The following is a 25,863-nucleotide window of genomic DNA, read 5'->3' on the forward strand; positions in this document are numbered from 1 at the left end:
AACAAAGCGCCGACAAATGGCTCTGCCAGCACTTTTGCTCTTATACCATATCCTTCTCGATATTTTTCGAAAACATAAAGATGAACACAGCCGTAATCAGCAGAAGTGCGGTCATAATCGGAAACAGATTGACTTGCTCATCCGCCGTCTGATAGAAGTTGAACAGAATCAGGGCAATCCCGTTCCCGATCGTGCCCGCTTGCCCCCAAGCCGTCTGCATCTGGGTATCATAAGCGTCCGGCGACAATTTGGCTACAAGCGATGAACCGATCGGCCAGACCAGATTATCCGAGAACGTGAGGAACAGGTAGTAGAACACCATCCAGAGCAAGTTATACGGCGCCGAGTCCTTGAACATAATAATCGGAATAGTCAGCAGGCCATAGCCAAGAGCGGAGAAGAGAATACCCCAGCCGTATTTATAGGTGGTTCGGATATTCGTTGCACGGGTTTTGGTCCAGAGCCATACAAACACAGGCGCCAGCGCCAACCCTAGAACCGTATAGATGGTTCCCACCGATCCGGGGGCAAGTTCAAAGCCAAAGATATTGCGGTTAATTTTCTGGTCTATAAAAATAGCCACCGTCGAGGTCAGCATGGTTCCGCACAGCGCCATCACGATTTGGGCCGAGAATAGCTTCAGGAAAGGCTTCATTCTTCTTCTGTCCGTCGCCGTCAAGTCTTTCTTGCTCATAAGGTTGGTCAAGAAAACTATCGGAATAATAAAAGTCGCCGAAGTTATGATATTTAGTACTCCCTGGAAGGACATCACTTTATTCAGGACCAACACTACAATTGTGCCGATAAAAACAACCATAATGGACATAAACCGGATGAATAATTTAGCAAATTTCCCCTCTTCGAGCGGCTTGACCGGCTTCTCGCCCAGGGTGCCAAAATACTTGTGCTGCGTTACAAAAATAACCGCGCCATACAGAAAAGCAGCAATGGAAGCGATTAGGAAGCCAATATGGTAGTTCTGCATACCAATTTGACCGACCAGCACCGGAGCCACAAGACCGGCAATATTATTCGCAATGCCATGAATGGTAAATGCAGCATCACGTCTGCCGTTATCGGATTTGCGGTACAATTGGCCCGTCAGCGAAGCGTTGCTCGCACCCATAATTGGAAGCGCCATCAAAAATAAGGCGATCAACGCAAAAATTCTTCCCTGCGTCAGCGAAAAAGCCGGAATGGCCAGAATCCCAAACGCCGTCCCTTTTACTATATTCCCTATTATCAAGGCTTTCCGCATCCCCAATACGCGGTCCGCCAGCCAGCTTCCCAGAATTCCGAAGATGGAATTGCACGCGGCCATCGCCGTAATCATGGAGGCAGCCTGACCTTCTGTGAAGCCTAATCCTTTCGTATACGGAGTATAGAGATAAAAGATTAAAATCGCATACAAAGCTCCCCAAGCAAAGGAGTTGAAAAAATTACCTGCTGCCAGCGCCCCTACCCCTCGTGGATGCCCCAAAAATTTCTTGTCGTCAAGCACTTCCTCTGGATTCATAGCGATTCCTTCCTTCATCAGTATTTCTGTTCAAGTTTTCCCTTTAAAATATATCAGATAACCTTTTCTAAAACGGTAGCGAAAAGTTGGGATAGGTGGACATTTGTTACCTAGTGTATTTGGCTTATATGAACAGAAAATAAAAAAAGCAGCGAGTCCAAGATAAGACTCACTGCTTCTCCTCTGAAGCCGATTGAAACCCGCTTAATAACCCACCGTGAACCGGGCCCGGCTGAAGTTCCCCTCTTCCAGTTCATCAATGACAGCCACGGCAAAATCCTCGACGCTGATGCTGCTCTCCCCGTATTCATCCACAACCAGCCGGTCCAGGCCGATGCGGAACTGCCCTGTCCGGCGGCCAGGCCGGATCACGGCAGGCGGACTAATGTACGTGTAGTCCAGAGCCGAGCCCCGATAAATTTCATAGGCATGTCCATGCGCTGCGGCCAGCGGCCGGAACTTCTCGGGGAAATCCGGTGTGTCCATCAGCCACTCGCCAGATTCCGTCTTCAAGCTGCCTGCGCCGCCAACAATGAGCAGCCGCGCAAGCCCGGCTTCCTGCAGTCCTTCCAGCAGACTCTCCGCCGCGCGCAGCAGATCATCCTCCCGTCCGGCAGCCGGCCCAAACGCGCTGATTACCTCTTCGTGCCCGCGCACAGCCGCAGCTACCTGCTCCGGGTCCAGAATATCAGCGGTTGCAACCTGCAGGCGCTCATGCTGGAACTGCAGTGAAGCCGGATTACGGACAACTGCGGTGACCTCATGTTTTCTTTTTAACGCTTCCTGTACAATGGCTCTGCCAATCGTTCCTGTAGCTCCAAAGACTACAACATCCATATAAATTCCTCACTTTCACGAACTGTATGTACGAACCCCCTGCATTATCTCGGCAGAAACATCCCCTGCGAATCCGGCATCACCGGCTTGAACCCGTACTGCGTATAGAGTCTTGAAGCTTCACCGTCAGCAATAAGACTGACATAGGCTCTCTCCGGTACGGTATCCAGAAAGCTCCTGATTTCCCGCATAATAATCTTCCCCAGCCCGCGCCCTTGGCAGGAAGGCTTAACGGCGATATCCGTCACCTGAAAGAAGCAGCCCCCATCCCCGATTACGCGTCCCATGCCTACAAGCAAGCCCTCTTCATAAAGAGTCACTGCAAAAGATGATCTGGGCAGCCCAATTTCCGCTCCTTCGGCACTCATCGGACTCAGTCCGGCTTCCACCCGCAGGGCCAAATACTGCTCTATCGTCGGCTGTTCATGGCGGATTTCCAGTTTATCAATCATTTTCCTATCCCCTCTCCCCCACTGTCTCCAACCTGCTTGCCTGTATTAACTGTTACCAATATATATGACCGCACCTTGCCAAGCAAGGAGCGCCCCGGCTTTACCACGCGTATATTGGAATTGAAACATTAGATGCTGCCGGACGTACAACACCTTAGAGATACTGATAATATTATGCTGAAGGGTTGGGTGAAGCACACATGTCTCCAATAGGGAAGCTGTTCAAATGGGGAACCTTTGCTTATGAGGCTTTTCTTGCAATCCCCTTTCTCGGGGGAGCCTTTGTTGTAGCCAATGCCTGGGTGCCGCTAGGTGTGGCCTTCCTGCTGCACATCGTTGCGGTTGTAATATTGGCAGGAGAACGCGGGCATATCCTCGGCAACATTGTCGGGATCATCACCTCGGTAGTCGCTTTAATTCCAGTGGTCGGCTGGATTATGCATACTCTTACTGCGATCATCCTGCTCGTGGAGGGATTGGCCGATTCGCGGCGCAGACCACGCTACTAGAAGAGAGGCATACCGGGTGGTACAAAAAGAAAGAGACCTTCACACGTAAACGAATGAAGGTCTTTCTTTGGTTCAACCTCAGAATCAGTGCTTGATTATTAGCACAACATCCGATGGCGGTTACATTCGATCAGAATACCCGCCTTATAGCGACTGCGATTCCTTGTAAAATAATGGCGGCGTTGAAAGGCTTTAATTCGATTGTGGCGGCCCTCTACGGTTGCGTTTGTCCATCGGCATAGATGGTAATTTACGATCTCCTCTTGCCAATTACGCATGGTCTTTAGCGCACTTTGGACGGCGGCGTGGTCGATCTGATCGCCTTGCTTACACCAACGCTCAAATCCCAGCATGGCAACGACATAGCTAGGCGAGCAATCATACCAAGTCGTGAACGCTTCTTTCCATTCCCACACGCTGCGCAGCAGCGGGGAGTAGCTCAGTATGGCGTCCAACTTCTTTTTGCTTTCCTCGTTCAGCGCTTCGGCAGGCGGATTCAGGAGGCGATGGTTCGCTTTCAGGTATGCTTTGGCACGCGGCGACAGTGTAGGCTGAACGGTTTTCCGAACTTCTTGCACGCTTTCAATTACATAACCGTGAACATGAAACCGATCTGCGATGCGAATCGCTTTCGGAAAACACTCGCCAATCCAAGTGTGGTAGGCCTGAGCCAGATCCATAACCACTGCCTTCGGGTGAAGCAGAAGGAACTCCGGATGTGCCTGGGCATACGCCCGCAGGGCTTCCAGCTTTCGGCCCGGCAGCAGGTCCAGCATCGTCTCGCCTTTAAGGTTGTGAATGCCGGTGTTATACGTATGACCTTTCTTGATCGCGAAGTCATCGACACCCAGAACCAATTCAGACGTTCCTTTGGCTTCTTCCCACACTTGTTCGTAGAGCGCATCGCTAACGTCAGGAACCGCCTCGTTATGCATACGTTGTACGGTACTTGCCGGCGCTTGCTGCATCCTGGCGCTATGCGCGGCCGTGGATCCAAGAGCCTGTTCGACCGTGTGGGAGCGAAGAAGCCTGCTGTAACGTTGTTTGGGACCAACGAAATCATATATCCATACGAACCCGGCTTCGCAGCTATTACAAAACATGCGAATAGTCGGCACGTGCAGATAGGTTTTCTTTTCAAAAACGGATAGATGTCGGACGGTTCGCATACCATTGCTTCCCTTCCGAATGACTTCTTGATCCGAAGCGCAGCATGGGCAGATTTGCTTGTCATCTAACGGCACGGCTTCTATGTGAACTTCATCCTCATGAACGGATAACAGTTGGTGAATCTTTAGCTCTGGTATGTCGAGCAGTTCGTTGATATACTGAGTTGGCATCTGTCTATTCCTTTTGTTGTGGGTGGGGACTTACAACAATACAGGATTAGCAGATGTTTTTCCAATTTTATCCGATATTCATTTCGTCAAGCACTGATTTCTGTTTTGAGCCCTTTCTTTATGCCAAAAAAGAACTATCTATATAAGCGGCGGCAATACGCTTCATCCCCGCCCCGTAGAACGGACATCGGTCCGCCGGCTTCCGGCCTCTCCGCTATAGCGCGCATTCGCAGTGCCGTTCTCAAAGCGTTTGCGCTCCGTCCGCTCCATCTGTACAATTTGTCCTTCATGTACGACGATGTGCAGGGAGCCAAACTCCATATTGTCCAGAAGCTCCGCAATCCGTGTAAGCCATACCTCATCCACTTTTAATGGCTTAGCCATTCTCCAGCCTCCCTTTCCCCGGACAGGGGATGATCTGCACCCCAATTCCTCAATCACCAACCTGTATACTATGATTTAAAATAGCACGGAAGTAAAAGGGCTGTCAATGCGCATTTTTGCGTGTTAGCCAGCTTTTTAAGAGCATTGTAACAAGCGCCAGCAGCAGCAGCAGTGAGGCCACAGCAAAGGAAGCGGAGAACTGATATTCATTGTACAAAATTTCAACATGCAGCGGCAGCGTGTTCGTCTCTCCGCGAATGTGCCCGGAGACTACGGATACCGCGCCGAACTCTCCCATCGCCCGTGCATTGCACAGAATAATTCCGTACAGCAGGCCCCATTTAATATTAGGCAGCGTGACACGCCAGAAGATCTGCCAGCCATGCGCACCGAGCGTTACCGCTGCTTCCTCCTCCTGCGTCCCCTGATCCTCCATCAGCGGAATCAGCTCGCGGGCAACAAACGGGAAGGTTACGAACAAGGTGGCAAGCACAATGCCCGGAAGGGCAAACACAATCTTAATGTCATGGTCGCTGAGCCAGGACCCGAACCAGCCGTTCGAGCCGAACACAAGTACAAAGATCAGGCCCCCAATGACCGGAGATACGGCAAAGGGCAGATCAATCAGTGTAATGAGAAACCCTTTCCCGCGAAAACGGAATTTGGTCACCGCCCAGGCCGCCATCACCCCGAACAGCGTATTCAGCGGAACGGTGACTGCTGCGACCAGAAGCGTAAGCCGGAGGGCGGAAGCGGCATCCGGGTCGGTCAATGCAGCCAAAAAAACATCCCAGCCCTTCTTCAGCGCCTCCGTCAGCACGACAAGCAGCGGCAGGGCAATCAGCCAGAACAGCACCAGCCCGGCGGCGGTGATCAGCACCCATTTAACGGCCTTCGTTTCGGTCGTCGCGGGTGAAGCCTCACTCTTCTGCGGCCTGGGGGCAAACATCGGGACAGTACCCGCCATGATTTTCCCTCCTGAAAGTTTTGTAAGCCTCTGCTCCCTTGATTTCCTTCGAACCAAACTCGCTTTGGATGCATCCGCCGAATTTCAAGGACTTAACTGTACTTCTTACAATTAAAAGGCCAGCAATTGAAGCTAAAACAGTTTTAAATGTACTCCTGCAATTAAATATTTGTTATTTCGCTAAAAGTAAGCCATCCGCCATTTTTAAGTGTACACATGCAATTAGAATAAAAAGTGGACACCCGTTAAGAACGTATGAATAATGAACTTAACGAGGAGGTGTTCACATGGGTGAACAACGGAAACGGTACAATGAAAAGTTTAAAAGAGAAGCCGTCAAGTATATTCAGCAACAGACAAAGACGGTGGTGGAGATTGGTGAGGAGCTAGGCGTCTCCCCTGGCGTGCTGCATAGCTGGTTGGCGAAGTATCGGGAGTTCGGCAATGAACCTGTAAACCATGCGGAAAAGGTTCGCGAACTCGAGCAGCGGCTGGCTGAACAAGAAAAAGAATTACGGGCAAGAGAGCAGCGAATTGCAGACGTCGAAGAAGAGCTTGCCATCGTAAAAAAAGCCGTGCACATCTTCAGCAAACCAAAGAACTGAGATTTCAGTTCATCGAAAACCATCGCTCCGAGTTTCGAATGGAGAAGATGTGCAGAGTTCTCGAAGTCTCCCGGAGCGGGTTTTACAAATGGCGCGACACGACGACCAACCCCCAAGCGGAGCGTAAGGCACTATTGCTCCAGCGAATCACCTATCATTTCAAGGATAACCAGAGACGTTACGGCAGCCCCAAGATCACCAAGCTTCTACAGAAAGAAGGCTACACCGTTAGTGAGCGGACGGTAGGAAAGTACATGCAAGAGCTGGGGTTACGCTCGTGTGTCGCCAAACGCTTTCGCGTGATGACGACCGATTCCAATCACGATTTGCCCATCGCCCCGAACCTGCTGAACCAAGACTTTAAGACCGCTGAACCCAACAAAGTCTGGGTTACGGACATCACTTACATCCCCTGCCGGGAAGGAAGGCTGTATCTGGCCAGTGTACTCGACCTCTGTACGAGGGAGATCGTAGGCTGGAGGCTCGGAGAGCGAATGACGACCGATCTGGTACTAGGTGCACTGGACGATGCCTACAAGGCAAAGCGGCCCAAGAAGGGACTCATCCATCACTCGGATCGGGGATCGCAGTATGCCTCTGCCGACTACCGTAAACGTCTAAAAAAGTACCGCATGAAGGCGAGCATGAGCCGCAAAGGGAATTGCTATGACAATGCCTGCATCGAATCCTTTCATAGCGTGCTAAAGAAAGAGTTTGTCTATTGCACCAAGTTCAAAACGAAGCAGCAAGCGCAGGACGAGATGTTCCAGTATATTGAATTTTTTTATAACCGCAAGCGAATCCACAGTGCGCTGGGTTATGTTTCCCCTGTCCAGTTTGCGGCCAAGTTCCAAACGAGAAAAACCGCATAATCCACTTTTTTTGTGTCCACTTTCTTGACGGAGGTCCAACACTACAGTTAGCGCGAAAAATATGGTCTGGCGCATCCTTTTAATTGCAGCAAATACAATTATACTGTTCGAGCTACCGCGAACTCTTGCGGGCCCAGCGCTGCAGTGTGTTAATGACAAGCAGGAGCAGAAAAGAGATCAGCAGCAGCAGCAGTGCCACCGCTGTAGCCCCGGCATAGTCAAACTGCTCCAGCTTGGACATGATGAGCAGCGGAGCGATTTCTGTCCGCATGGGCATGTTGCCGGAGATAAACACAACGGAGCCATATTCCCCGATGCCCCGGGCGAACGCCAGCGCGAAGCCGGTAAGCAGCGGAGGAATCAGCTCAGGAAGCACGATGCTGCGGAAGGTTCTGAGACGGCCCGCCCCCAGCGTCGCTGCGGCTTCCTCCATGTTGCGGTCCAGCTCCTCCAGCACGGGCTGAACGGTGCGGACCACAAAGGGGATGCCGATGAACATCAGCGCCAGTGTTATACCGAGCGGCGTGAAGGCAATCTTGAGACCCAGCGGCTCCAGCAGGGAGCCGATCCAGCCATTCTGGGAATAGAGTGCCGTCAGGGAGACACCCGCGACAGCCGTCGGCAGGGCAAACGGGAGGTCGATCAGAGCGTCAAATACCCTTTTACCCGGAAACTCATAACGCACCAGCACCCAGGCCAGCAGCAGCCCCAGAAACGCATCCACCAGAGCAGCCGCTGCCGCTGTGCTTAGACTGACACGGTAGGAGGCCAGCACCCGAGGGTCTGTAGCAATATCCCAGAATTTAGCCCAGCTCAGTCCTGTCGAATTGAACAGCAGCGCCGACAGCGGCAGCAGCACAACGAGACTCAGATACAGCACACTGTAACCCATCGTAAGCCCAAAGCCGGGCAGCACCCTGCGCCGCCGCCCCGCAGCTATAGTGGTGACACTCATTGACTATTCATCCCTTTCCCGCCTTCGGCCTATAGGCAGATCAGCTTTCCTCCACGGGCCATCTCGCCCTCTGCCTTCCCGCTGCCCTTAGGAGCCGGCATTATTTAGCCCCAGGCACATAAATTTTGTCGAAGATTCCGCCGTCGTTGAAATGCTTCTCCTGCGCTTCTTTCCAGGTTCCGAATTTATCCGCAAGTGTGAACAGCTTGATGTCCGGGAATTTATCCTTGTATTGCTCTTTCACACTTTCCAGCGTTGGGCGGTAATAGTTGTCTGCAGCGATTTTTTGTCCTTCTTCGGTGTACAGATACTTCAGATAAGCCTCCGCAACTTCGCGTGTCCCTCTTTTATCCACAACTTTGTCAACTACAGCAACCGGCGGTTCGGCCAGAATGCTCTCGGAAGGGTTGACGATTTCGAATTTGTCCGGTCCCAGCTCCTTGATGGACAGATAGGCCTCGTTCTCCCAGGCAATCAGCACATCCCCGATTCCCCGTTCCACAAAGGTTGTCGTTGCTCCGCGCGCCCCGGTATCCAGCACCGGCACATGCTTGAACAGCTCCTGCACAAATTCCTGCGCCTTGGCTTCATCATTGTTGTTATGGTCAAGCGCATAACCCCAAGCCGCCAGATAGTTCCAGCGGGCCCCGCCGGAGGTTTTCGGATTCGGAGTGATGACCTCTACGCCTTCTTTTAACAGATCCGGCCAGTTCTTGATGCCTTTCGGGTTGCCCTTGCGCACAAGGAACACAATGGTTGAGGTGTACGGTGAGCTGTTATGCTCGAATTTGCTTTCCCAGCCTTCATTGATCAGTCCCTTATTCTTCAGAGCATCAATGTCGTAGCCCAGGGCAAGCGTCACAACGTCGGCCTCCAGTCCCTCCTGCACCGCACGGCTTTGTGCGCCGGAACCGCCGTGGGATTGCTTGATCGTTACCTTCTGGCCGGTTTCCTTCTCCCAATAAGCAGCGAAAGCCTTGTTATAATTCTCGTACAGCTCACGTGTGGGGTCATAGGATACATTCAGCAGCTCTACCGGATCTTTAGCCGGGGCTTTGGTGGCTTCGGCGGTTGCCGCCGCATTGCCTGCTTTCGGTGCATCCGTGGCCGCAGCCGCTCCATTGCCTGCATTACTGTTGTTTCCGCAAGCTGTAAGCCCTGCCGTCAGCATTAATGTGAACCCGGCGATAAGCCCCTTCTTGATCCCTTTTCTCATCACACACCACTCCCCTTGTTTTCTCCTATTACATTCATTAGTTCAAAAAAATGACGGAGGAAGGCCCACTTAAGGCAGGTCAAACCGGTCCTGGGACACGTATCTGCGAGCCTGATGCGGGCGTTCCTCCGTCTGTACGGTAAGAACGATTATTTAATTATTCCTACCCGTTTAGTAGGTTTATACAGACATAATACTGAAAGCTTTCTCCCCTGTCAAATCTTTTTTTCAAAATAAAATAAAGTTACCTCCCCCTTAATTCAAGGACGCGAAATGGAATATTTTAGGTAGAATTAATCATGGGGAAATGGTACATTATTTGGGCGCGCAAGTCGCGATATACGTTTAGGTTCATATTATTTAACTAAGGAGAGGGTACAGGCATGGACAAGCATTCAGTTTATAGAACGAACGTTATAGGCGCTGGCGAGGTTGGGAGCGCTATCACAGTTGACATGGATAAGAGCTCTATACATAAAACAAACAGCAGCTTTTGGGATACAAAAGGAAATGACGTCTTAGGAGCAACCGCGCTTCCTTTATATGGAGCCTTTGTCTCCGAGGAAAAATGCCAGCTTTTTGGCGATGTCTCAGGAAAAAAGGTGCTGGAAATCGGCTGTGGAAGCGGTCATTCCTTACAATATCTAGGGGAACGCCAAGCCTCTGAACTATGGGGTACAGATATATCAGAAAAACAAATCGAAAAGACCACACAACTGTTGACGTCGAACGGTCTTTCCGCAAAGTTGATCTGTTCTCCCATGGAGGAAGCATGCGGGATACCGGAGGATTATTTTGACTTCGTTTATTCGGTTTATGCCATAGGCTGGACCACCGACCTTGAGGGTACTTTTAGCATGATCGCTTCTTATCTGAAAAAAGACGGCGCCTTTATTTTCAGTTGGTCTCATCCTATACACAAATGTGTTGTTGCAGAAAATGACATGCTCGTCTTTAAAAAATGTTATTTTGACGAATCCTGGTATTCGGTATCCCTTGGCGACAGTACGCTGTCATTATCGGACCGTAAACTATCAACCTATGTGAATGCGCTCTCAAAGGCGGGATTTGTCATTGAGGAGATGATTGAGCAATCTGATGAAGAAATCATGCAATCGCAGAACAGTGATTTTGCCAAAAAGGCAAAGATGCTTCCTGTAACTTTTGTAATTAAAGCAAGAAAACTATAGTTCAAACTCAACATTTCCCATAGTCCTATCCCCTCTTAGATAACTGCTCATTATTTGAATAGCGGCAAGCAAAGGCTGCCGGATGGATCTGCGGCAGCCTAGTCTTGGAATTATTGAAGGAACTACACCTCGTTATTTCTCCCAAAGCTCGACCAGCCGGCCTTCAGGATCTTCAATCCAAATAAACTTTCCATATTCAGTAATCTCTTTGTTCTTTGCAAGAGGGACACCTATCTGTTCAAGATGCTTAATAGTCTCCTCTAGATTAAACACCTCGAAATTTAACATCACTTGTTGCTCGGCTGGAAAATAATTGTCATCCTCCGCAAAAAAAGAAAGGATAGTCTCATTTCCTGCTTGGGGTTGTATCACAGTCCCATTCCAATTGTCTATTTCAATCTCCAACACTTCACTGTACCATTTTTTTATTGCTTCAAGCTTCTTAGTTCTCCAAAATATTCCTCCGAAACCTTTGATCATCGTCTCTGACTCCTGTCTGTCCTCAAATTTGAGTTCCTTTTCAACTATCCTGCCCATATTTTTTCAACAGCAGTATCCCTGCTGTTCGCGCCGGCAAATGAAGACTGTTCCTGCAAGATCCACTTGTTATTAAGGCCGTAAAGTAATATTATTGCTACATCTTATAGGTTAAGAAGAAATAACTGTAAATGTCAGGGGAAGAACGATCATGGGAATGGAACTGGAGTATGCTCCTGCGCCGCAGCGTCGAAGCCTGCATAAGCGCCTCCTGGGAGTGCTCGCACGGCGCATCCGGGAAACGTACCGATATGACACACAGATATGGAGGACGGCACTCTCCGGTCCTTGGGTATTATGCTTTTTGGCTTTTACAGCAGTTGTTCTGGGCATCCCGACGGGATTCGGAACAGCCGCAGATATCCTCCTGGCTACCGTAGCTGCGACCACCATGCTGGCGCTCGCCGGCAATATTCTGGCCGTACTTCTATCCCTAATAGGATTACGTGTCCCGCGCCTGTATGCAGGCTCTTTATTGACCGCTCTCGGCATCATTCTATTTATCCTGTATTACGCCGATTTGGAGCTTGAAGCCGCAGCGGCTGTAGCCGTGCTCGCCGCCCTGCTCGGAGGGCTTGGCGGACTGGCGGTTGGACTTCTGCGCAGCCGCCGGATTGCGCCAGGGCTGCTGCTTGCGGCACTCGTCATCGCTTCTCCGCTTGCTTTCTCGATTCAGGGCAATGGCGACGCAGTGCCGGAAGAGCCGGCAGACAGCGGAAATGCTTCCGCCATACAGGCGGCAAATCCCGGAGAACCGGGAGACTACGCCTATTACAGCTTTACTTATGGCAGCGGCCGGGATCTGCACCGTAAAGAGTATAGCTCTGAAGCAAGCCTCATCTCTTCGGCAGTGGATGCTTCCGCCTACATTACAAGCTGGCCGACGCTGCGAACCGTGTTCTGGGGCTTCAATTCCAGCTCGCTCCCTTTAAATGCCCGGGTCTGGATGCCGGAAGGCACTGGCCCCTACCCGCTTGTGCTAATGGTACATGGCAATCATATGATGGAGAAGTATTCAGAGGGGGGTTATGCCTACCTGGGCGAACAGCTCGCCAGCCGGGGATTTATTGCCGTCTCCCTGGATGAGAACTTTCTGAACTATTCGGCCTGGTCCGGCATCCCGGACAACGACTTCAAGGTGCGAACCTGGATGATTCTGAAGCATCTGCAGCAGATTGGCCAATTCGCGGAGCAATCCGGCAGCCCGTTCTACCACAAGGTTGATTATACCCGAACCGCCCTGCTGGGCCACAGCCGCGGCGGGCAAGCCGTTGCTATGGCCGCTGATGCGGGACGCTGGTTCAAGAACGATCCCGCGCTTGCCGCAACCAAGCAGTTCCACATCAAGTCAGTCATCGCCCTTGCTCCTACGGATAAAGCCATTGATGACCAGCAGGCCCGTCTGCTTGACGTCAATTACCTGACCCTGCAGGGTGCGCGCGATGGCGATGTGCATGACTTTTACGGTGACCGCCAGTATATCCGTTCTACCTATACAGGCGATACATCCGCCTTTAAAAGCTCTCTGTATATCGCCGACGCCAATCACAGCCAGTTCAACACCGATTGGGGACTGTATGACCAGACGTTTCCGGCAGGCTTATTCTTGAGCCGCTCGGATATTATGGACGGAGAAGAGCAGAGACAGATCGCCAAGGTATATGTTTCGGCCTTTCTGGAGACAACGCTGCAGAAAAAGGAAGAATACCGGGATCTGTTCCGCGATTACCGCAGCGGATTGCAATGGCTGCCGGATACCGCCTACTATAGCCGCTTTCAGAGCGGTGATTATATCCCTGTGGCTACCTTCGACGAAGACCGCAACAGGAACACGGTGACAGGCGGAACTGCAGACGCACAAGGAGTCACCTGGGTTGAGGAGGTAGCCAAGGACCGGGAGTCCAAAAGCAAAGCTACCCACGGCATCCTGCTGAAGCGAACTGCCGAAGAGGGGAAGGACGCCTTCTACCATATCAAGCTGAAAGACAGTGTATCCCGCAATCTTGCCCTTTCAGAAGCTGAAGGTCTAACGTTCTCAATGGCTAACCGCAACGCCGATGACAATGAGGATACTGACGTTGACGATGAGGAATTTCCCTCTGTATCTCCTGATGTAGAGGTTGAGCTTACAGACAGCAATGATATTACGGCGCTTTTGTCACTGGATGAGGTGATGGACATTCTGCCGCTGCCGCAGACCCGGTTCACCCTGATCCCTTGGCTGGAGGAGCGGGTAAGCGACGGTAAATACGGAGAGCTGTCGGAAGCGGTATTCCAGACCTACGAGCTGCCTTTCGAGCGTTTTCTGGAAGAGGAGCCGGAGCTTGAACCGGATAAACTGACGGAAATCACCTTTTATTTGCAGCAAGCAGGCGACCAAATCATGCTGGATGATATCGGCTTCTACGGCAAGGCCACCGGAAGTGAAGATTTACAGCTAGACTAACACAAACCGCCAACATCACGGGATGCAGCGTCGCTTCAACGTCCGAAGGTGGCAACTACAATACACCGGAAGCCAGCAGCAGTTGAAATGTTGCATATCCGGTTATCATGGGCTCATCGACCAGCAAATGCAGGGAACTCAAATACGTAGCTACCTCTTCCCATTCCTGCTCGGGAAAGTCCTGTGAAGCGGTAACAGCTCGATCAGCGTCAGAATATCGTGACGATACCCCTCACCGTCACCGATCCGAATACTATTCTCCTTCAAGAGAATCTGAAGCTGCTCAACAATATCGGAACTACGCCTGATCTCGCTGCTGCTCCTCCTCGACAAAGTCACCGTTCTGTTCCTTAATTACGCTTACTACATTCGATATACTGGATTACATGGACGGCTATTGAACAACTTTCATTTGTGATTCTGTAGCTGGCATGATTTTAGCTTTAAATTTTTTCAAATCTGAATTATTGAATTTTTCAAGAATAGGATTCTCGGTATTGGACTGCAAACTGCCATTCTTTAATTTCCAGATACCATCATCAAAGTTATAAGACCAATACTTACCATCTGTTGTCTTTGTTAACATTAATAATAGCGTATCTCCTTCATGTACGAATTCGTCGGCATTCACTTCATTTTCAATTCCATGTTGTAGGAAAATAATTTCATCTGATTCCGGGTTGTTTCCATATACTGTATCGGATACGGTAATTATTGCTGGTGTAACATCATATTTGTCATTGAATTTCCCTTGAAGTCCGTTATCTCTTTTTTCGACGGGATCAATTCGTTTTACTGTGCCTTGAATGATCACATCAACTCCATAAAGGGCCTCTTGGAGATTTGTTGGTTGAGCTATTTCCGCTCCTAAGTTATGGTTTTCATGGTTTTCTTTTGTTGTTTTTTCACTAAATATCGTTGGTCCTACGAAAGTGCCCAAGATTCCGAAAAAAAGCACAGAAGAAATAAGAGTAAATAGAAAAGTTTTATTATTTTTCATACTTGTTCTACCTCCATTCAAAGGTTAAGGATATATCGAATTAACTTGTTGTGCATCAAATGTAGTTATGTTATATCCATACTGCAAAGCTGCCTCCATAATAGTACCATTGATGTAGGATGAATGTCCTAGACCTATTGCATGTCCCATCTCGTGTTTTAGTACAGCTTCTCTTTTAGCTGATGTAGAAGGTACTAATCCCTCATTAAGGTAGATGGCTGCGTAATTAATCGTGTCACCTGTTCCACAATTATTGTTACTATAATTTGTAGCACAAGCTGTCCCGTCAATTCTTCTAGGTTGTGTCCATGCATTTACAGAACTACCCCAACCATTACTGTTCCATGTTGAGGAGGAAACAGAAGTCATATCAACATATGAGCTCGAAAAACCAGTTCCAGTAAGAGTCACATGAGCTCCAGATCCATTCCAAGCACTTATAGCAGATTGAACTTTATCATTGTATGAACTGGAAACATAATCACCGTTTATATTGAGTATTAATTTACCATTAGATATTTTTGAACTATTCCATTTCCAACCAAAAGGCTCCGCATGAGCTAAAAATGAAAATAAAGTAAAGGAAATAATGCTGCATAAACTTATTATACAAATTCTTTTTCTCATAAATACGCCTCCTGTTTTTTAGAAGATTTTAAATCGGTAAGTTGTGGATGTTTTTTTGGATGGCTGTCATCTCCTTTTTATTTTCCTCATCTAGCAAGATACTATCATCTAAGAGGAAATTTCTGTATTATATATTACATATATTAACACATGTACAATTTTATAAATAGCTATATTAATTTTGGGGATAAAATAAGCTTTGTGTATAAAAGTATGCTATGATTGTAAATCAAGAATGTGAAATTCTTTCTATTCTTGAAATAACTTTAAAGATCAACAAATTATGATCTGCAGATTTTTATTGAATAGTATCAGACCTAAATCCTCCAAGGAGAGATAATATGAATAAATCAAACCGAATATTACTATTAATAAATATTTTATTGGTAGTTTTATTATTTTTTTTGTTGGTGAATACTCATAAAGAAAAAGTAAAAAACACTTACGTGTCAAGTAATCTTCCTATTTTATTGAATTTTGATAATAATGATTTGAAAAAAATAGATCATTTTATAGATAACTTTAACCATAGAAAATCTGATTACTTAATGTTAATCCCTCGTCCAATTGATAGTGGTTTTGTGATCAACGATGTATATACGGACGGTAAGACAATCACTTGGAGCATTGACAACAGCAGAGACGCATTAAGTACAGCAAAAACAACGAATTATTATTGTCAGAAAATCGAGAAAGTAGAAACTAATGAATTTTACAACATATTGCTTAGTAATTGTGTCGATTTCGATCCCGATGAAAAGTTGAAAATATTAAATATTGAAAAGAAAGATTAGGACTATTTTTTCTAAATAATTGACGAATCTCTGTCCAATTCACTGTAAGGTCCAATGTGTGAGTCTAAATTGCTAACCGAGCTAATTATACAGCATTATTATAAAAGTGCCTCCCACCCCGCTGCGAATTGGGCGAATGGGAGGCACTTCTTATTTCTTATATTTTTACACAACCTTCAGGCAGACCGGTGACGGAACCGCCAGCTCATTCCCTGTAGGAATCAGCCTGCCGCTCTCGCTATCAATTCTAAAGGAAACAATGTTATCGCTGTTCTGATTGGCTGCGAGCAGCATCCCGCCGATTATGGCGAAATTTCGCGGCGTGCGGCCGCCGGACATTACCCAATCGACCGGCTTCAGCAGGCCGGTGGATGCCTCAATATGGAACAGCGCAATGCTGTCATGCCCGCGGTTGGAGGCATACAGAAACCGTCCGCATGGAGAGACATGGATATCGGCGGCGGTATCATCGCTTCCTGCCGCATAATGGTCAGGCAGGGAACTTAGATTCTGCAGGATTTGCAGATTTCCAGCCTGCTCATCATTCACGAACACAGTGATCGTGCTGTTCAGCTCATTTATCAGATAGAGCCATTGCCCTGACGGATGGCAGGCCAAATGACGCGGCCCTGATCCTGGCGGCAGCGGCACTTCGCGGTGAGGGATCAGCTTGCCGTCCTGAGCATGGTAGAACACAATCTGATCCAGGCCAAGATCGCAGACCAGCACCCGCTCTCCGCTGCTGTCCGGAATGACGGAATGGGGATGCGGCGCTTCCTGCCGGTCCTCGCGGATTCCCGAGCCTTCATGCTGCACCTGGGAGGACCTCTCCTGAAGTGAACCGTCGGCATTTACCGGGAACATATTGACATTGCCCCCCATATAATTGGCGACGAATACGTAATCCCCCTGCGGAGAGACCGAGACGTAGCAAGGGGCGCCCCCATGCGTCTGTCTGCCGCCCAGCGGACGCAGAGCTTTGCTGCCTGGCTCAATGGCAAAAGCATGGATCTCGCCTTCATCCTTCTCACTCACAGCATACAGCACAGTTCCCGGGCTGTTCACAGCCAGATATGACGGATTCTCAATGCCCTTCGTGCTGTTCATTATTCTCATTTCCCCTGTATCCTTGTTCAAAGCGGCAAGCAGAATCGAATTTCGGTCTGCGGTATTGTAGGTCCCCACATAGAACAGTACTTCATTAGGCTGATGCATGGCAGCGGCTCCTTTGAATTGTATATTAACGGGTTGTCCTGCAGCACCCGTATATTTTTCACTATAACACACTGAAATTGTGAATATCAGGTGACCGATATTATTGTATTCTGGTTGAAACATCAATCATAAGGTTAATAGTAACCATCGGAGATAGTAAACACAAAGGAGCTGATTCACGATGAGTTTATTATGGATGTTGATTGTAGGCGGCGTAATTGGCTGGCTGGCAGGCCTGATTATGGGCAGGGATATTCCAGGCGGCGTAATCGGCAACATTATCGCCGGTATTCTCGGTTCATGGCTCGGCGGCATGCTGCTGGGAAACTGGGGACCCAAGGTCAGCGATTTCTACGTCTTCCCTTCGCTAATCGGGGCTATTGTTCTAATCTTTATCATCAGCCTGATTCTTCGTTCAGCCGGTGGACGCAGCCGCTCTTAAGCGGTTAGCCTATAATAGATATTCTCATCAACCCGCCAAGCTCCTCCATGGCGGGTTGATGTGCGTTTGTCAGCGTTACAGGAAGCCGGCTCGATGAATTATGGCGGAAACCGTTCAATGTTTTGCCTTTATTTTTCTGCTATAATGGAAAAATAAGTGACGCAAATCACAGAAAGGAAAGTGAGTCATGGCTAATTTCAACCCTTCATTTCTGCATATCGGTTCCACTGTAGGGGCTATTTTCATGGCGCTGATGGTTATTTTTATCCGTCTGAAGGCAAGCGCACGCCCCGTGACGATCCGCAAAATATGGATTCCCCCGCTCGGCATGTCTACAGGTTTTGCCATGTTCGTTGTACCTGAAGTCAGATTTCCCTGGTGGTGGGCGGCTGCGGCTTTCCTGGTCGGCTGGTTTATTTTTGCGTATCCGCTGATGCGCAGCACCAAATTTGAAGAACGGAACGGGCTAATTTATGCCCAGCGCTCCAAAAGCTTTGCCTTCATCCTGCTAGGGCTGCTGCTGATCCGTACCGTGCTGCATGAATTTATCAATCAGTATGTCACCATTCCGCAGTCAGGCGGCTTATTCTTCATCCTGGCCTTCGGCATGATTGTGCACTGGAGGTTATTCATGTATAAGCGCTACACCCTTATGGCTCCGCCGCAGGTAACCTTGTCCCAGCCCCGGGGGTAACCACGGACAGGACCATTCATGTGAGCTATACACAAAGAGCATTTGAGACCTTCGCAGGTGCCTGAATGCTCTTTTTATAATGCCTTGCCTGTCCCGCAGCTACTCCTTTTTGCCCGGTCTGCATACAATAGTAGAGAACCAGATCAGCCATTTCTAACTGCTCATGTCATTTGTGACAGAATTCGAACAGGATAACAGCCTTTTTTTGCTTCTCATGTCAGGTAACTTACGATGAGATCAGTTAGAATATAAGCATACTTAACCTTTGGCTACCCTTGAGACTTCTCACGGGAGTAAAGGCTGGTATTACTTTTAGAGAGTGAGGACAAGGTAATTGAAAAGTAAATCAAGAAAAGTGGCGATCGTCGGCTCAGGCATGGTCGGCTCCAGTTGTGCCTATTCTATGGTCAATCAGGCCATATGCGACGAAATCATGATGATTGACCGCACCTATGACCGTGCAATGGCACAAGCGCTTGATCTCTCCCACTGCATGGACTTCGCCGGAACACGCACCAAAGTATATGCCGGCACCGCGAGCGATTGCGCAGGAATGGATGTTGTCATTCTGACAGCGGGCGCCAATCCCAAGCCGGGACAGAGCAGGCTGGACGTTCTGGATGCCGCTGCAGTTATAACTAAAGAGATCATTACAGAGATTATGGCCGGCGGATTTGATGGCATCTTTGTGGTTGCCGCCAATCCTGTTGATATTGTCACCTATATGGTATGGAAAATATCCGGCCTGCCGCGCCACCGAGTCATCGGCACCGGAACCTCCATCGACTCCGCGCGCCTGAAAACGCTGCTGTCGGAGGTATTCACTATAGATCCCCGCAGCGTCAACGGCTACGCTCTGGGTGAACATGGCGAATCGCAATTTGTCGCCTGGTCCCATGTCACCATCGGCGGCAAGCCGATTCTGCAGATTATGGAGCAGCACCGCGAGCGGTTCAGCACGCTCGATCTGGAGGATATCGCCCGCAAGACCAAGGATGCGGGATGGGAAATTTTTACCCGCAAAGGCTCGACGCATTTCGGCATCGGAAGCGCGCTGGCCTTCATTACCCGCTCCATTCTGAATGATGAGCACAAGATTATTGCAGTCTCCTCCATTCTGGACGGCGAGTACGGGCAAAGGGGCGTATGTATCGGAGCGCCTGCCATCATCGGCAGCGGCGGCATTCAGGAGCTGCTGGAGCTGAACCTGAACGCCGAGGAAGCCGCCAAGCTGGATGCCTCCTGCAGCATCATCCGCCGCGGCATAGACAGCCTTCGCCTCGGGGAGAAGGTATAAAACTCCAAGTAGAAACACCCCTCTATTCTTCGCGCTGATACGCGTGAAATAGAGGGGTGTTTTTTTATGCCAATTAGTGAATTAGCGGAATTTCTCGATCTCGCCCTTCAGGGTGGACATCATATCATTCAGTGATTGTGCCGAGGTTACGACCTTCTTCATCAGCTCCATCTGATCACCGGAAGCTTCCGATACCATATTGGCATTGTCGGCCGAATCCTTGGCAATCGTCAGCATATCCGTTACTGAGGCTGTAATCTCTTCCGTTCCAGCAGACATCTCTTCGTTGATCGCGGAGACGTCCTGAATTTGCATGGAAACCTCACGTATCGAAGTACGGATATGGTCAAAAGAAACTCCGACCTTCTTCATTTTGTCCATTCCGTCGCCGATTTCAGCAATACTCTTTTCCATAGATACCGCCGCATTGGTTGTGGAGGCTTGTATTTCTTTGATCAGCTCCACAATATGAACGATAGACGTATTGGTCCGCTCCGCCAGCTTCTTCACTTCATTCGCCACGACTCCGAAGCCCCGGCCATGCTCGCCTGCTCTGGCAGCCTCTATGGAAGCATTAAGCGACAGCAGCCCGGTCTGGTTGGAAATCTCCGAAATTACGTCGACAATTTGACCGATCTGTACCGATTGATGCGTCAGTGTGCCGATCAGCTCCGCAGTCTGGCCCGCAGTCGTGCTGATGACCGTCATCTGCTCAAGCGTGGATTGAATTTCGAGATAGCCATTGTCGACCTCCGCGCTGACCGACTCTGCCTGGTCGGACACATTCACTGAGGATTCCGCAATTCTCTGCAGTCCTACGGCCATCTCTTCCGTTGCCCGCGCCGACTGCTCTGAGCTTTTGAATTGTTCCCCCATGCCTTGCGCCACCTCTTCGATCACGATTGCAATTTCCGCAGAGGTAGCGGAGGATTCATTGGCGTATTCCAGCAGGCCTTCAGCGGAGCTGGCTACCTGCAGCACGGTCTCGTCGATTGTGCCGACAATGCCGGATAAGGAGGTAATCATATCATTGATGCTCTCGCTCATTTGACCGATTTCGTCGCCCGAGCGGACGGCCACTCTCTCACTCAGATGGCCTGCAGCCACTCTTTTCATTACACTGGAGACCGCCACAAGCGGCTTAACCGCCAAACGGGTAAGGTACAGGGAAATAATGATAACAAGCAGAATGATACCGATGATTAAAAAAGTTGCGAAGTTCTGAGCGGAATTCACCTTGGCGAAAATTTCGCTTTTCGGAACCGTAATCAGCAGCTTCCAATCCGTATCCGGGATTGTCTTGAAGTATGTAATGACTTCCTTTCCATCTTCGCCCTTGTAGATCTCAGAGCCGCTTTCCCGGCCCAGTATGGCTTTGACTGCCGCCTTCAATTCCGGCTTCTTAGCGTAGTCGGCCATATTTTTACCGATCCGGCTCTTATCCGAATAGGCATAATAATCGCCTTTACCCGAGACTACATAGCCGTATCCTGAGTCAGCGACATGGATGTTCTTCGCCATTTCCATCAGAATGTCGGGCGTAACCGAAAAGGCGATTCCCCCGGAGAATTGCTTCTGCTTGTCCACGACAGGAACAAGAATCGGGATGATGTACTTTTTCAGCGGCTCCAGATAAGACATGTCGGAAACAGCCGGCTTCAGGGTTTCTTTAGCTTTCAGAAAATAAGCAGATTTCCCCATGTCAGCCGTCAGATCCATCGCATTGGTCAGCAGGCCATCTTTATTGATTACGCTGTAGCCTTCTGATTGCTTGTCGCTCTCCTCCAGTACCGCAACGACCGGAAAAATACTCTTCGGCTGGGTAGTGTCAAATTCCGGGTGCTGTGTGATAAGCTCCTGCACCGCCGAGGTTCTGGTCTTCAGCCACTCATCAATCCTTGTGGTGTTCATATCGAGGATTTTTTGCGCCAGTTCCTCACTGTCCGACCTTGTCACACCGCCGAAATACTGCATAAAAAAGATCGTCACTCCCAGCAAGGGCACAATGGAAATGGCAAGAATCACAAGCGACCATTTGGTTTGTACGGATGCTGATTTTCTTCCTTTTGCTTTCATTTTCACAACTTCAGGCAATTCTGTGTTATCCACCTTATTTCCTCCCAGCAAAGCTAAATATGAGCTTCCATATGCTGTAAATCTATAGTGTTATATCGGCAAGAACAGACAATTGACATATATATTTCATACAATAGTCATAAAAAATAAGCCTCAAGACCCACTTTTTAGGAGGTTGAGACTTACTTTTTCGTATAATTTGCGGATAAACTGTTTACAGATTCCCTACTTTAGTCTAATTTTGGCACCTGCAAAGCCCGGACACTATTCAGTACCGCAAGCACGGTTACCCCCACATCGGAGAAAACAGCTTCCCACATTGTGGCGATTCCGAATGCGCCCAGCCCCAAGAAGATAGCCTTCACTGCCAGGGCAAAAATAATATTCTGCCAGACGATTACCCGCGTGCGCTTGGCAATCCCGATGGCTGTAGCAATTTTTGAAGGCTCGTCGGTCATAATTACAATATCCGCCGCTTCAATTGCCGCATCCGAACCCAGTCCACCCATAGCAATACCGACATCCGCTCTCGCCAGCACCGGCGTATCATTAATGCCGTCGCCGACAAAAATGATTTTCTCCTTCTGTGATTTCTCCCGCGCCAGCTTCTCAATAGCCTCCACCTTGTGCTGGGGCAGGAGCTCCGCATGAACCTCCGTAATGCCCAGCTCCTTACCAACCGCTTCCGCAACTGCTCCTGCATCACCGGTCAGCATCACCGTTCTATGAACGCCAAGCCGTCCAAGGGCTTGAACCGCCTGAAGGGAATCCTCTTTCACTTCATCAGCGATGACCAGATAGCCCGCATACCGCTTATCTATGGCAACATGGACCACTGTTCCGCTCTGCTCCGGCGTCCGGCTGGCAATGCCTTCACGTTCCATCAGCCGAGCATTCCCGGCCAGTACAGATTTACCTTCTACAGTAACCGCGATGCCGTGGCCGGAAATTTCGTTATAGTCCGAGACAGCTTCGGCGGAAATCTCCTCACCGTAGGCCGCCCGGATAGATTCGGCAATCGGATGGCTGGAATGACTCTCCGCATAGGCAGCCGTCCGCAGCAGCTCGCTCTCCCCGATTCCTTGGGAAGGATAGATGCCCGTTACTTTGAACTGGCCTTTGGTCAAGGTACCTGTCTTATCGAACACAACAACCTTTACATCGTTGAGCGCTTCAAGGAAGTTGCTGCCTTTGACGAGAATCCCGTTCTTGGAGGCTGCGCCGATACCGCCGAAGAAGCCGAGCGGAATCGAAACGACAAGCGCACAAGGGCAGGAGATTACGAGAAATACCAGTGCACGGTAGATCCAGTCCGAGAACGTTGCACCGCTGAGCACAAGCGGCGGGATAACGGCCAGCAGCAGCGCGGTAATAACCACTACAGGTGTATAGCCCCTGGCAAACTTGGTAATGAAGTTCTCTGTTTTCGCTTTATTGTTGGAGGCGTTCTGTACCAGCTCCAGAATTTTGGATACCGCCGATTCCCCGAAGGTCTGGGTGACCTCAATCGTAACTACACCATTCCGGTTAATAAAACCGCTCAGCACCTTGCTGCCCGGCTCGGAGGAACGCGGCACCGATTCTCCGGTAAGCGCCGAGGTATCCATCATCGCGCTGCCCTCCAGAATCGTTCCGTCCAGCGGAACCTTCTCGCCTGGTCTAACCACAATGTGATCGCCAATCTCCACCTCTTCCGGCGAGACCTGTCTCAGGTTCCCGCCTTCCTTCAGATAGGCAAATTCAGGGCGAATGTCCATCAGCGCCGTGATGGAGCGGCGCGAACGGTTGACAGCCATCCCCTGGAACAGCTCCCCGATCTGATAAAACAGCATAACGGCAACGCCTTCCGGGTACTCCCCAATGGCAAACGCGCCTATTGTCGCCAGCGCCATCAGGAAGTTCTCATCAAAAACCTGCCCCCGGACAATATTCCGTGCCGCCGACCAGACCACTTCGCCGCCGACCACCAGGTAGGCGGCCAGGAAGATCAGCAGCTCCGCGATCCCGCTGACCGGCAGGAACATTCCGGCCGCAGCAAGGATCGCCCCGCCGCCCAGGCGCAGCAGAATCCGGCGCGTCTCGCCTTCGCCATGCTCATGGCTATGGCCATGTGCGTCCCCGTGACTGTGACTTTCGGCTGCGTCATGACTGTGGGCATGGGCTTCGTGGCTATGTGCGTGGGCGTGGCTGTGCGCATCATGGTTATGTTCATTATGGGCATGGGCGTGTCCGTGCTCATCGTGGCTGTGTGTATGGGCATGGGTATCATGGCCGTCACCGGCTGCATGCTCATGCTCCACATGAAGGTGATCTCCTAACCCAGTCTGCACACTTCTCCGCACAGCTCTAGCCTTGGCTTTGACCTCCTTGAGCTTCACATGCGGCTCCAACTTCGTAACGGTCCGCTGCGCTTCTTCCGATACGGCTTCGGCATCCGCTGCCGCCGTCTCCAGCGTCATCATCTTCATGGCAAAGTTCACAGAACAAGACGATACTCCCTCAATCTTCTTGACCTTGTTTTCAATTTTCATGGCGCAATTGGCACAATCCAGCCCTTCCAGCACCCACTGGCGTTTGACATTCCCTTGAACCGCATTCAAATGACTCATCTCCCTTGGATAATTCTATATATGAGTATTTGTTCATATGTTTACTTACACACATTATATGTCCCTCAATCTCGGAGTGTCAATGCACAGATTGCATAGTTTTTCCCCTTTTTCTCAATTATAAAGATAAGAATGAGTACTTGTATTTTGTCAGCATCCCGGATAATATTGATATATGAGCAGTCATTCATATGTTTACTTGGAAGGGGCCATTCAAATGAATAATCAAAAGCATCCAGGGCCAAGCAGCCTCAACCCGCAGGATCATCAAGGTCATGCGCACGATCATAAAGATCATGATCACGAGCACGGAGATATACATAATCATAATCATGACCATGGGCACAGCCACTCCGGCCACTCCCATTCTCATTCACACTCTCATTCTCACGCGCCAAATAACAAAAAGGGCCTGCTGATCGCCTTAATCATTACCGGGGGCATTATGTTCCTTGAGTTCTTCGGAGGACTTATCACAGACAGCCTGGCCTTGCTCTCCGACTCCGGACATATGCTGAGCGATACAGCTTCGCTGGCGCTAAGTCTCGTCGCCATGATTGTTGCTGTCAGACCTCCGTCCTCGAAGAATTCTTACGGCTTCCACCGGTTCGAGGTTATGGCTGCATTGTTTAACGGTGTGACCCTGTTTGTTATTGCCGGATTTATTATTTGGGAAGCGTATCAGCGTTTCTTCGCCCCGCCGGTGGTGGCCAGCGGTACAATGATGATCATAGCTTCCATCGGATTGCTGGCTAATCTGATCAGTGCATGGTCCTTAATGCGAAAAAGCGATACCAAAGACAATCTCAACATCCGCAGCGCCTACCTGCACATTATAGGCGATGCCCTGGGCTCAGTCGGAGCGCTGCTGGCCGGGCTGGTTATGAACCTGTTCTCCTGGTATATCGCCGATCCGATCATCAGTGTGCTTGTAGCTCTGCTCATCCTTAGAGGCGCTTGGGGCGTCTTGAAGCAAGCCTTTCATATTCTGATGGAGGGAACGCCTTCCTCTATGGATACCAATGAGGTTAAGGAGGCGCTACTGGAGATTAAGGGTGTGATTGATGTTCACGACCTGCATGCATGGACCATTACTTCGGGACTGGACGCGCTCAGCGGTCATGTGCGGATTGAGGATCATGCGGACCCCCACAGCATTCTCCAGCAGGCCGTCACTCTCGTGGAGGAGAAGTTCAACATCCAGCATGCCACGCTCCAGATCGAGAATTCCGCTTTGCGGCACGGAGAGCTGCGGGTGTAGCTGGGAGCGGGATGCGCGATAT

At 49.8% G+C, this 25,863-nt stretch carries 24 protein-coding genes; 10 read left to right on the plus strand and 14 right to left on the minus strand.

Annotation, left to right across the window (positions count from 1 at the left end; all coding sequences use genetic code 11):
• Positions 1-40: 40 nt before the first annotated feature.
• From B212_RS0124975 to B212_RS0124985, 3 genes are all read right to left on the minus strand, one after another.
• Entirely contained in the window at positions 41-1,516 is a 1,476-nt protein-coding gene (locus B212_RS0124975) for a peptide MFS transporter (RefSeq protein ID WP_019913942.1), read from the minus strand.
• A gap of 204 nt (positions 1,517-1,720) precedes the next feature.
• Positions 1,721-2,353, minus strand: a complete 633-nt coding sequence (locus B212_RS0124980) for an NAD(P)-dependent oxidoreductase (protein WP_019913945.1) — start codon at positions 2,351-2,353, stop codon at positions 1,721-1,723.
• 44 nt (positions 2,354-2,397) lie between these two features.
• On the minus strand, positions 2,398-2,805 hold the full coding sequence (locus tag B212_RS0124985) for a GNAT family N-acetyltransferase (protein ID WP_019913946.1): 408 nt from the start codon (positions 2,803-2,805) through the stop codon (positions 2,398-2,400).
• A gap of 200 nt (positions 2,806-3,005) precedes the next feature.
• Between B212_RS0124985 and B212_RS0124990 the strand changes: the two genes are divergently transcribed.
• Complete coding sequence (locus tag B212_RS0124990) at positions 3,006-3,314, plus strand: hypothetical protein (protein ID WP_019913947.1); 309 nt, start codon at positions 3,006-3,008, stop codon at positions 3,312-3,314.
• A gap of 98 nt (positions 3,315-3,412) precedes the next feature.
• Here B212_RS0124990 and B212_RS0124995 read toward each other — a convergent pair whose 3' ends face one another.
• From B212_RS0124995 to cysW, 3 genes are all read right to left on the minus strand, one after another.
• The gene (locus B212_RS0124995; RefSeq protein ID WP_019909810.1) at positions 3,413-4,654 is read right to left on the minus strand and encodes an ISL3 family transposase; all 1,242 of its coding nucleotides are present in this window, start codon (positions 4,652-4,654) and stop codon (positions 3,413-3,415) included.
• A gap of 162 nt (positions 4,655-4,816) precedes the next feature.
• Positions 4,817-5,038, minus strand: coding sequence for a YezD family protein (locus tag B212_RS0125000; protein ID WP_019913948.1), 222 nt, complete (start codon positions 5,036-5,038; stop codon positions 4,817-4,819).
• Between the two features lie 103 nt (positions 5,039-5,141).
• Positions 5,142-6,005, minus strand: a complete 864-nt coding sequence (cysW, locus tag B212_RS0125005; RefSeq protein ID WP_019913951.1) for a sulfate ABC transporter permease subunit CysW — start codon at positions 6,003-6,005, stop codon at positions 5,142-5,144.
• Positions 6,006-6,292: 287 nt separating this feature from the next.
• Here cysW and B212_RS0125010 point away from each other — a divergent pair, with 287 nt between their 5' ends.
• Both B212_RS0125010 and B212_RS0125015 read left to right on the plus strand, forming a co-directional pair.
• Positions 6,293-6,610 carry a transposase gene (locus tag B212_RS0125010; protein WP_019909631.1) on the plus strand — a complete coding sequence of 106 codons (318 nt, stop codon included), beginning with the start codon at positions 6,293-6,295 and terminating at the stop codon, positions 6,608-6,610.
• Between the two features lie 11 nt (positions 6,611-6,621).
• Positions 6,622-7,482: an IS3 family transposase gene (locus B212_RS0125015; protein WP_232231538.1), complete on the plus strand. Its 861-nt coding sequence runs from the start codon at positions 6,622-6,624 to the stop codon at positions 7,480-7,482.
• Between the two features lie 112 nt (positions 7,483-7,594).
• Here the strand turns inward: B212_RS0125015 and cysT are convergent, their stop codons facing one another.
• Both cysT and B212_RS0125025 read right to left on the minus strand, forming a co-directional pair.
• On the minus strand, positions 7,595-8,437 hold the full coding sequence (cysT, locus tag B212_RS0125020) for a sulfate ABC transporter permease subunit CysT (protein WP_019913952.1): 843 nt from the start codon (positions 8,435-8,437) through the stop codon (positions 7,595-7,597).
• Between the two features lie 100 nt (positions 8,438-8,537).
• On the minus strand, positions 8,538-9,653 hold the full coding sequence (locus tag B212_RS0125025; RefSeq protein WP_019913953.1) for a sulfate ABC transporter substrate-binding protein: 1,116 nt from the start codon (positions 9,651-9,653) through the stop codon (positions 8,538-8,540).
• 383 nt (positions 9,654-10,036) lie between these two features.
• Between B212_RS0125025 and B212_RS0125030 the strand changes: the two genes are divergently transcribed.
• Positions 10,037-10,843 (plus strand): class I SAM-dependent methyltransferase, encoded by an 807-nt coding sequence (locus tag B212_RS0125030; RefSeq protein WP_019913954.1) that lies wholly within the window; start codon positions 10,037-10,039, stop codon positions 10,841-10,843.
• A 132-nt stretch (positions 10,844-10,975) separates the two neighbouring features.
• On the opposite strand, the gene B212_RS0125035 is transcribed toward B212_RS0125030, so the two are convergent.
• Positions 10,976-11,323, minus strand: coding sequence for a VOC family protein (locus B212_RS0125035; RefSeq protein ID WP_028531036.1), 348 nt, complete (start codon positions 11,321-11,323; stop codon positions 10,976-10,978).
• Between the two features lie 208 nt (positions 11,324-11,531).
• On the opposite strand from B212_RS0125035, the gene B212_RS32400 reads away from it, so the two are divergent.
• Positions 11,532-13,826: an alpha/beta hydrolase family protein gene (locus B212_RS32400; RefSeq protein WP_019913956.1), complete on the plus strand. Its 2,295-nt coding sequence runs from the start codon at positions 11,532-11,534 to the stop codon at positions 13,824-13,826.
• 394 nt (positions 13,827-14,220) lie between these two features.
• Here the strand turns inward: B212_RS32400 and B212_RS33445 are convergent, their stop codons facing one another.
• Both B212_RS33445 and B212_RS34770 read right to left on the minus strand, forming a co-directional pair.
• On the minus strand, positions 14,221-14,826 hold the full coding sequence (locus B212_RS33445; RefSeq protein ID WP_019913958.1) for a hypothetical protein: 606 nt from the start codon (positions 14,824-14,826) through the stop codon (positions 14,221-14,223).
• 24 nt (positions 14,827-14,850) lie between these two features.
• On the minus strand, positions 14,851-15,453 hold the full coding sequence (locus B212_RS34770) for a M57 family metalloprotease (protein WP_156830212.1): 603 nt from the start codon (positions 15,451-15,453) through the stop codon (positions 14,851-14,853).
• Between the two features lie 341 nt (positions 15,454-15,794).
• Here B212_RS34770 and B212_RS0125055 point away from each other — a divergent pair, with 341 nt between their 5' ends.
• Positions 15,795-16,247, plus strand: coding sequence for a DUF4362 domain-containing protein (locus tag B212_RS0125055; protein ID WP_019913959.1), 453 nt, complete (start codon positions 15,795-15,797; stop codon positions 16,245-16,247).
• Positions 16,248-16,412: 165 nt separating this feature from the next.
• On the opposite strand, the gene B212_RS0125060 is transcribed toward B212_RS0125055, so the two are convergent.
• Entirely contained in the window at positions 16,413-17,462 is a 1,050-nt protein-coding gene (locus B212_RS0125060; protein ID WP_019913960.1) for a lactonase family protein, read from the minus strand.
• Positions 17,463-17,643: 181 nt separating this feature from the next.
• Here B212_RS0125060 and B212_RS0125065 point away from each other — a divergent pair, with 181 nt between their 5' ends.
• The 3 genes from B212_RS0125065 to B212_RS0125075 all read left to right on the plus strand — a co-directional run bounded on the left by B212_RS0125065 (position 17,644) and on the right by B212_RS0125075 (position 19,895).
• Positions 17,644-17,904 (plus strand): GlsB/YeaQ/YmgE family stress response membrane protein, encoded by a 261-nt coding sequence (locus B212_RS0125065; RefSeq protein WP_019913961.1) that lies wholly within the window; start codon positions 17,644-17,646, stop codon positions 17,902-17,904.
• Positions 17,905-18,091: 187 nt separating this feature from the next.
• Positions 18,092-18,598, plus strand: a complete 507-nt coding sequence (locus tag B212_RS0125070) for a CcdC family protein (RefSeq protein WP_019913962.1) — start codon at positions 18,092-18,094, stop codon at positions 18,596-18,598.
• 334 nt (positions 18,599-18,932) lie between these two features.
• Positions 18,933-19,895 (plus strand): L-lactate dehydrogenase, encoded by a 963-nt coding sequence (locus tag B212_RS0125075; RefSeq protein WP_019913963.1) that lies wholly within the window; start codon positions 18,933-18,935, stop codon positions 19,893-19,895.
• An 81-nt stretch (positions 19,896-19,976) separates the two neighbouring features.
• Here B212_RS0125075 and B212_RS0125080 read toward each other — a convergent pair whose 3' ends face one another.
• Together B212_RS0125080 and B212_RS0125085 are read right to left on the minus strand one after the other, a co-directional pair.
• Positions 19,977-22,004 carry a methyl-accepting chemotaxis protein gene (locus B212_RS0125080; protein ID WP_019913964.1) on the minus strand — a complete coding sequence of 676 codons (2,028 nt, stop codon included), beginning with the start codon at positions 22,002-22,004 and terminating at the stop codon, positions 19,977-19,979.
• A gap of 197 nt (positions 22,005-22,201) precedes the next feature.
• The gene (locus tag B212_RS0125085; protein WP_019913965.1) at positions 22,202-24,571 is read right to left on the minus strand and encodes a heavy metal translocating P-type ATPase; all 2,370 of its coding nucleotides are present in this window, start codon (positions 24,569-24,571) and stop codon (positions 22,202-22,204) included.
• A 325-nt stretch (positions 24,572-24,896) separates the two neighbouring features.
• Here B212_RS0125085 and B212_RS0125090 point away from each other — a divergent pair, with 325 nt between their 5' ends.
• On the plus strand, positions 24,897-25,841 hold the full coding sequence (locus B212_RS0125090) for a cation diffusion facilitator family transporter (RefSeq protein WP_028531037.1): 945 nt from the start codon (positions 24,897-24,899) through the stop codon (positions 25,839-25,841).
• The last annotated feature ends 22 nt before the right edge of the window (positions 25,842-25,863 follow it).

Origin of the sequence: Paenibacillus sp. HW567 (genome assembly GCF_000374185.1) — a bacterium.
GTDB lineage: Bacteria > Bacillota > Bacilli > Paenibacillales > Paenibacillaceae > Paenibacillus_AQ.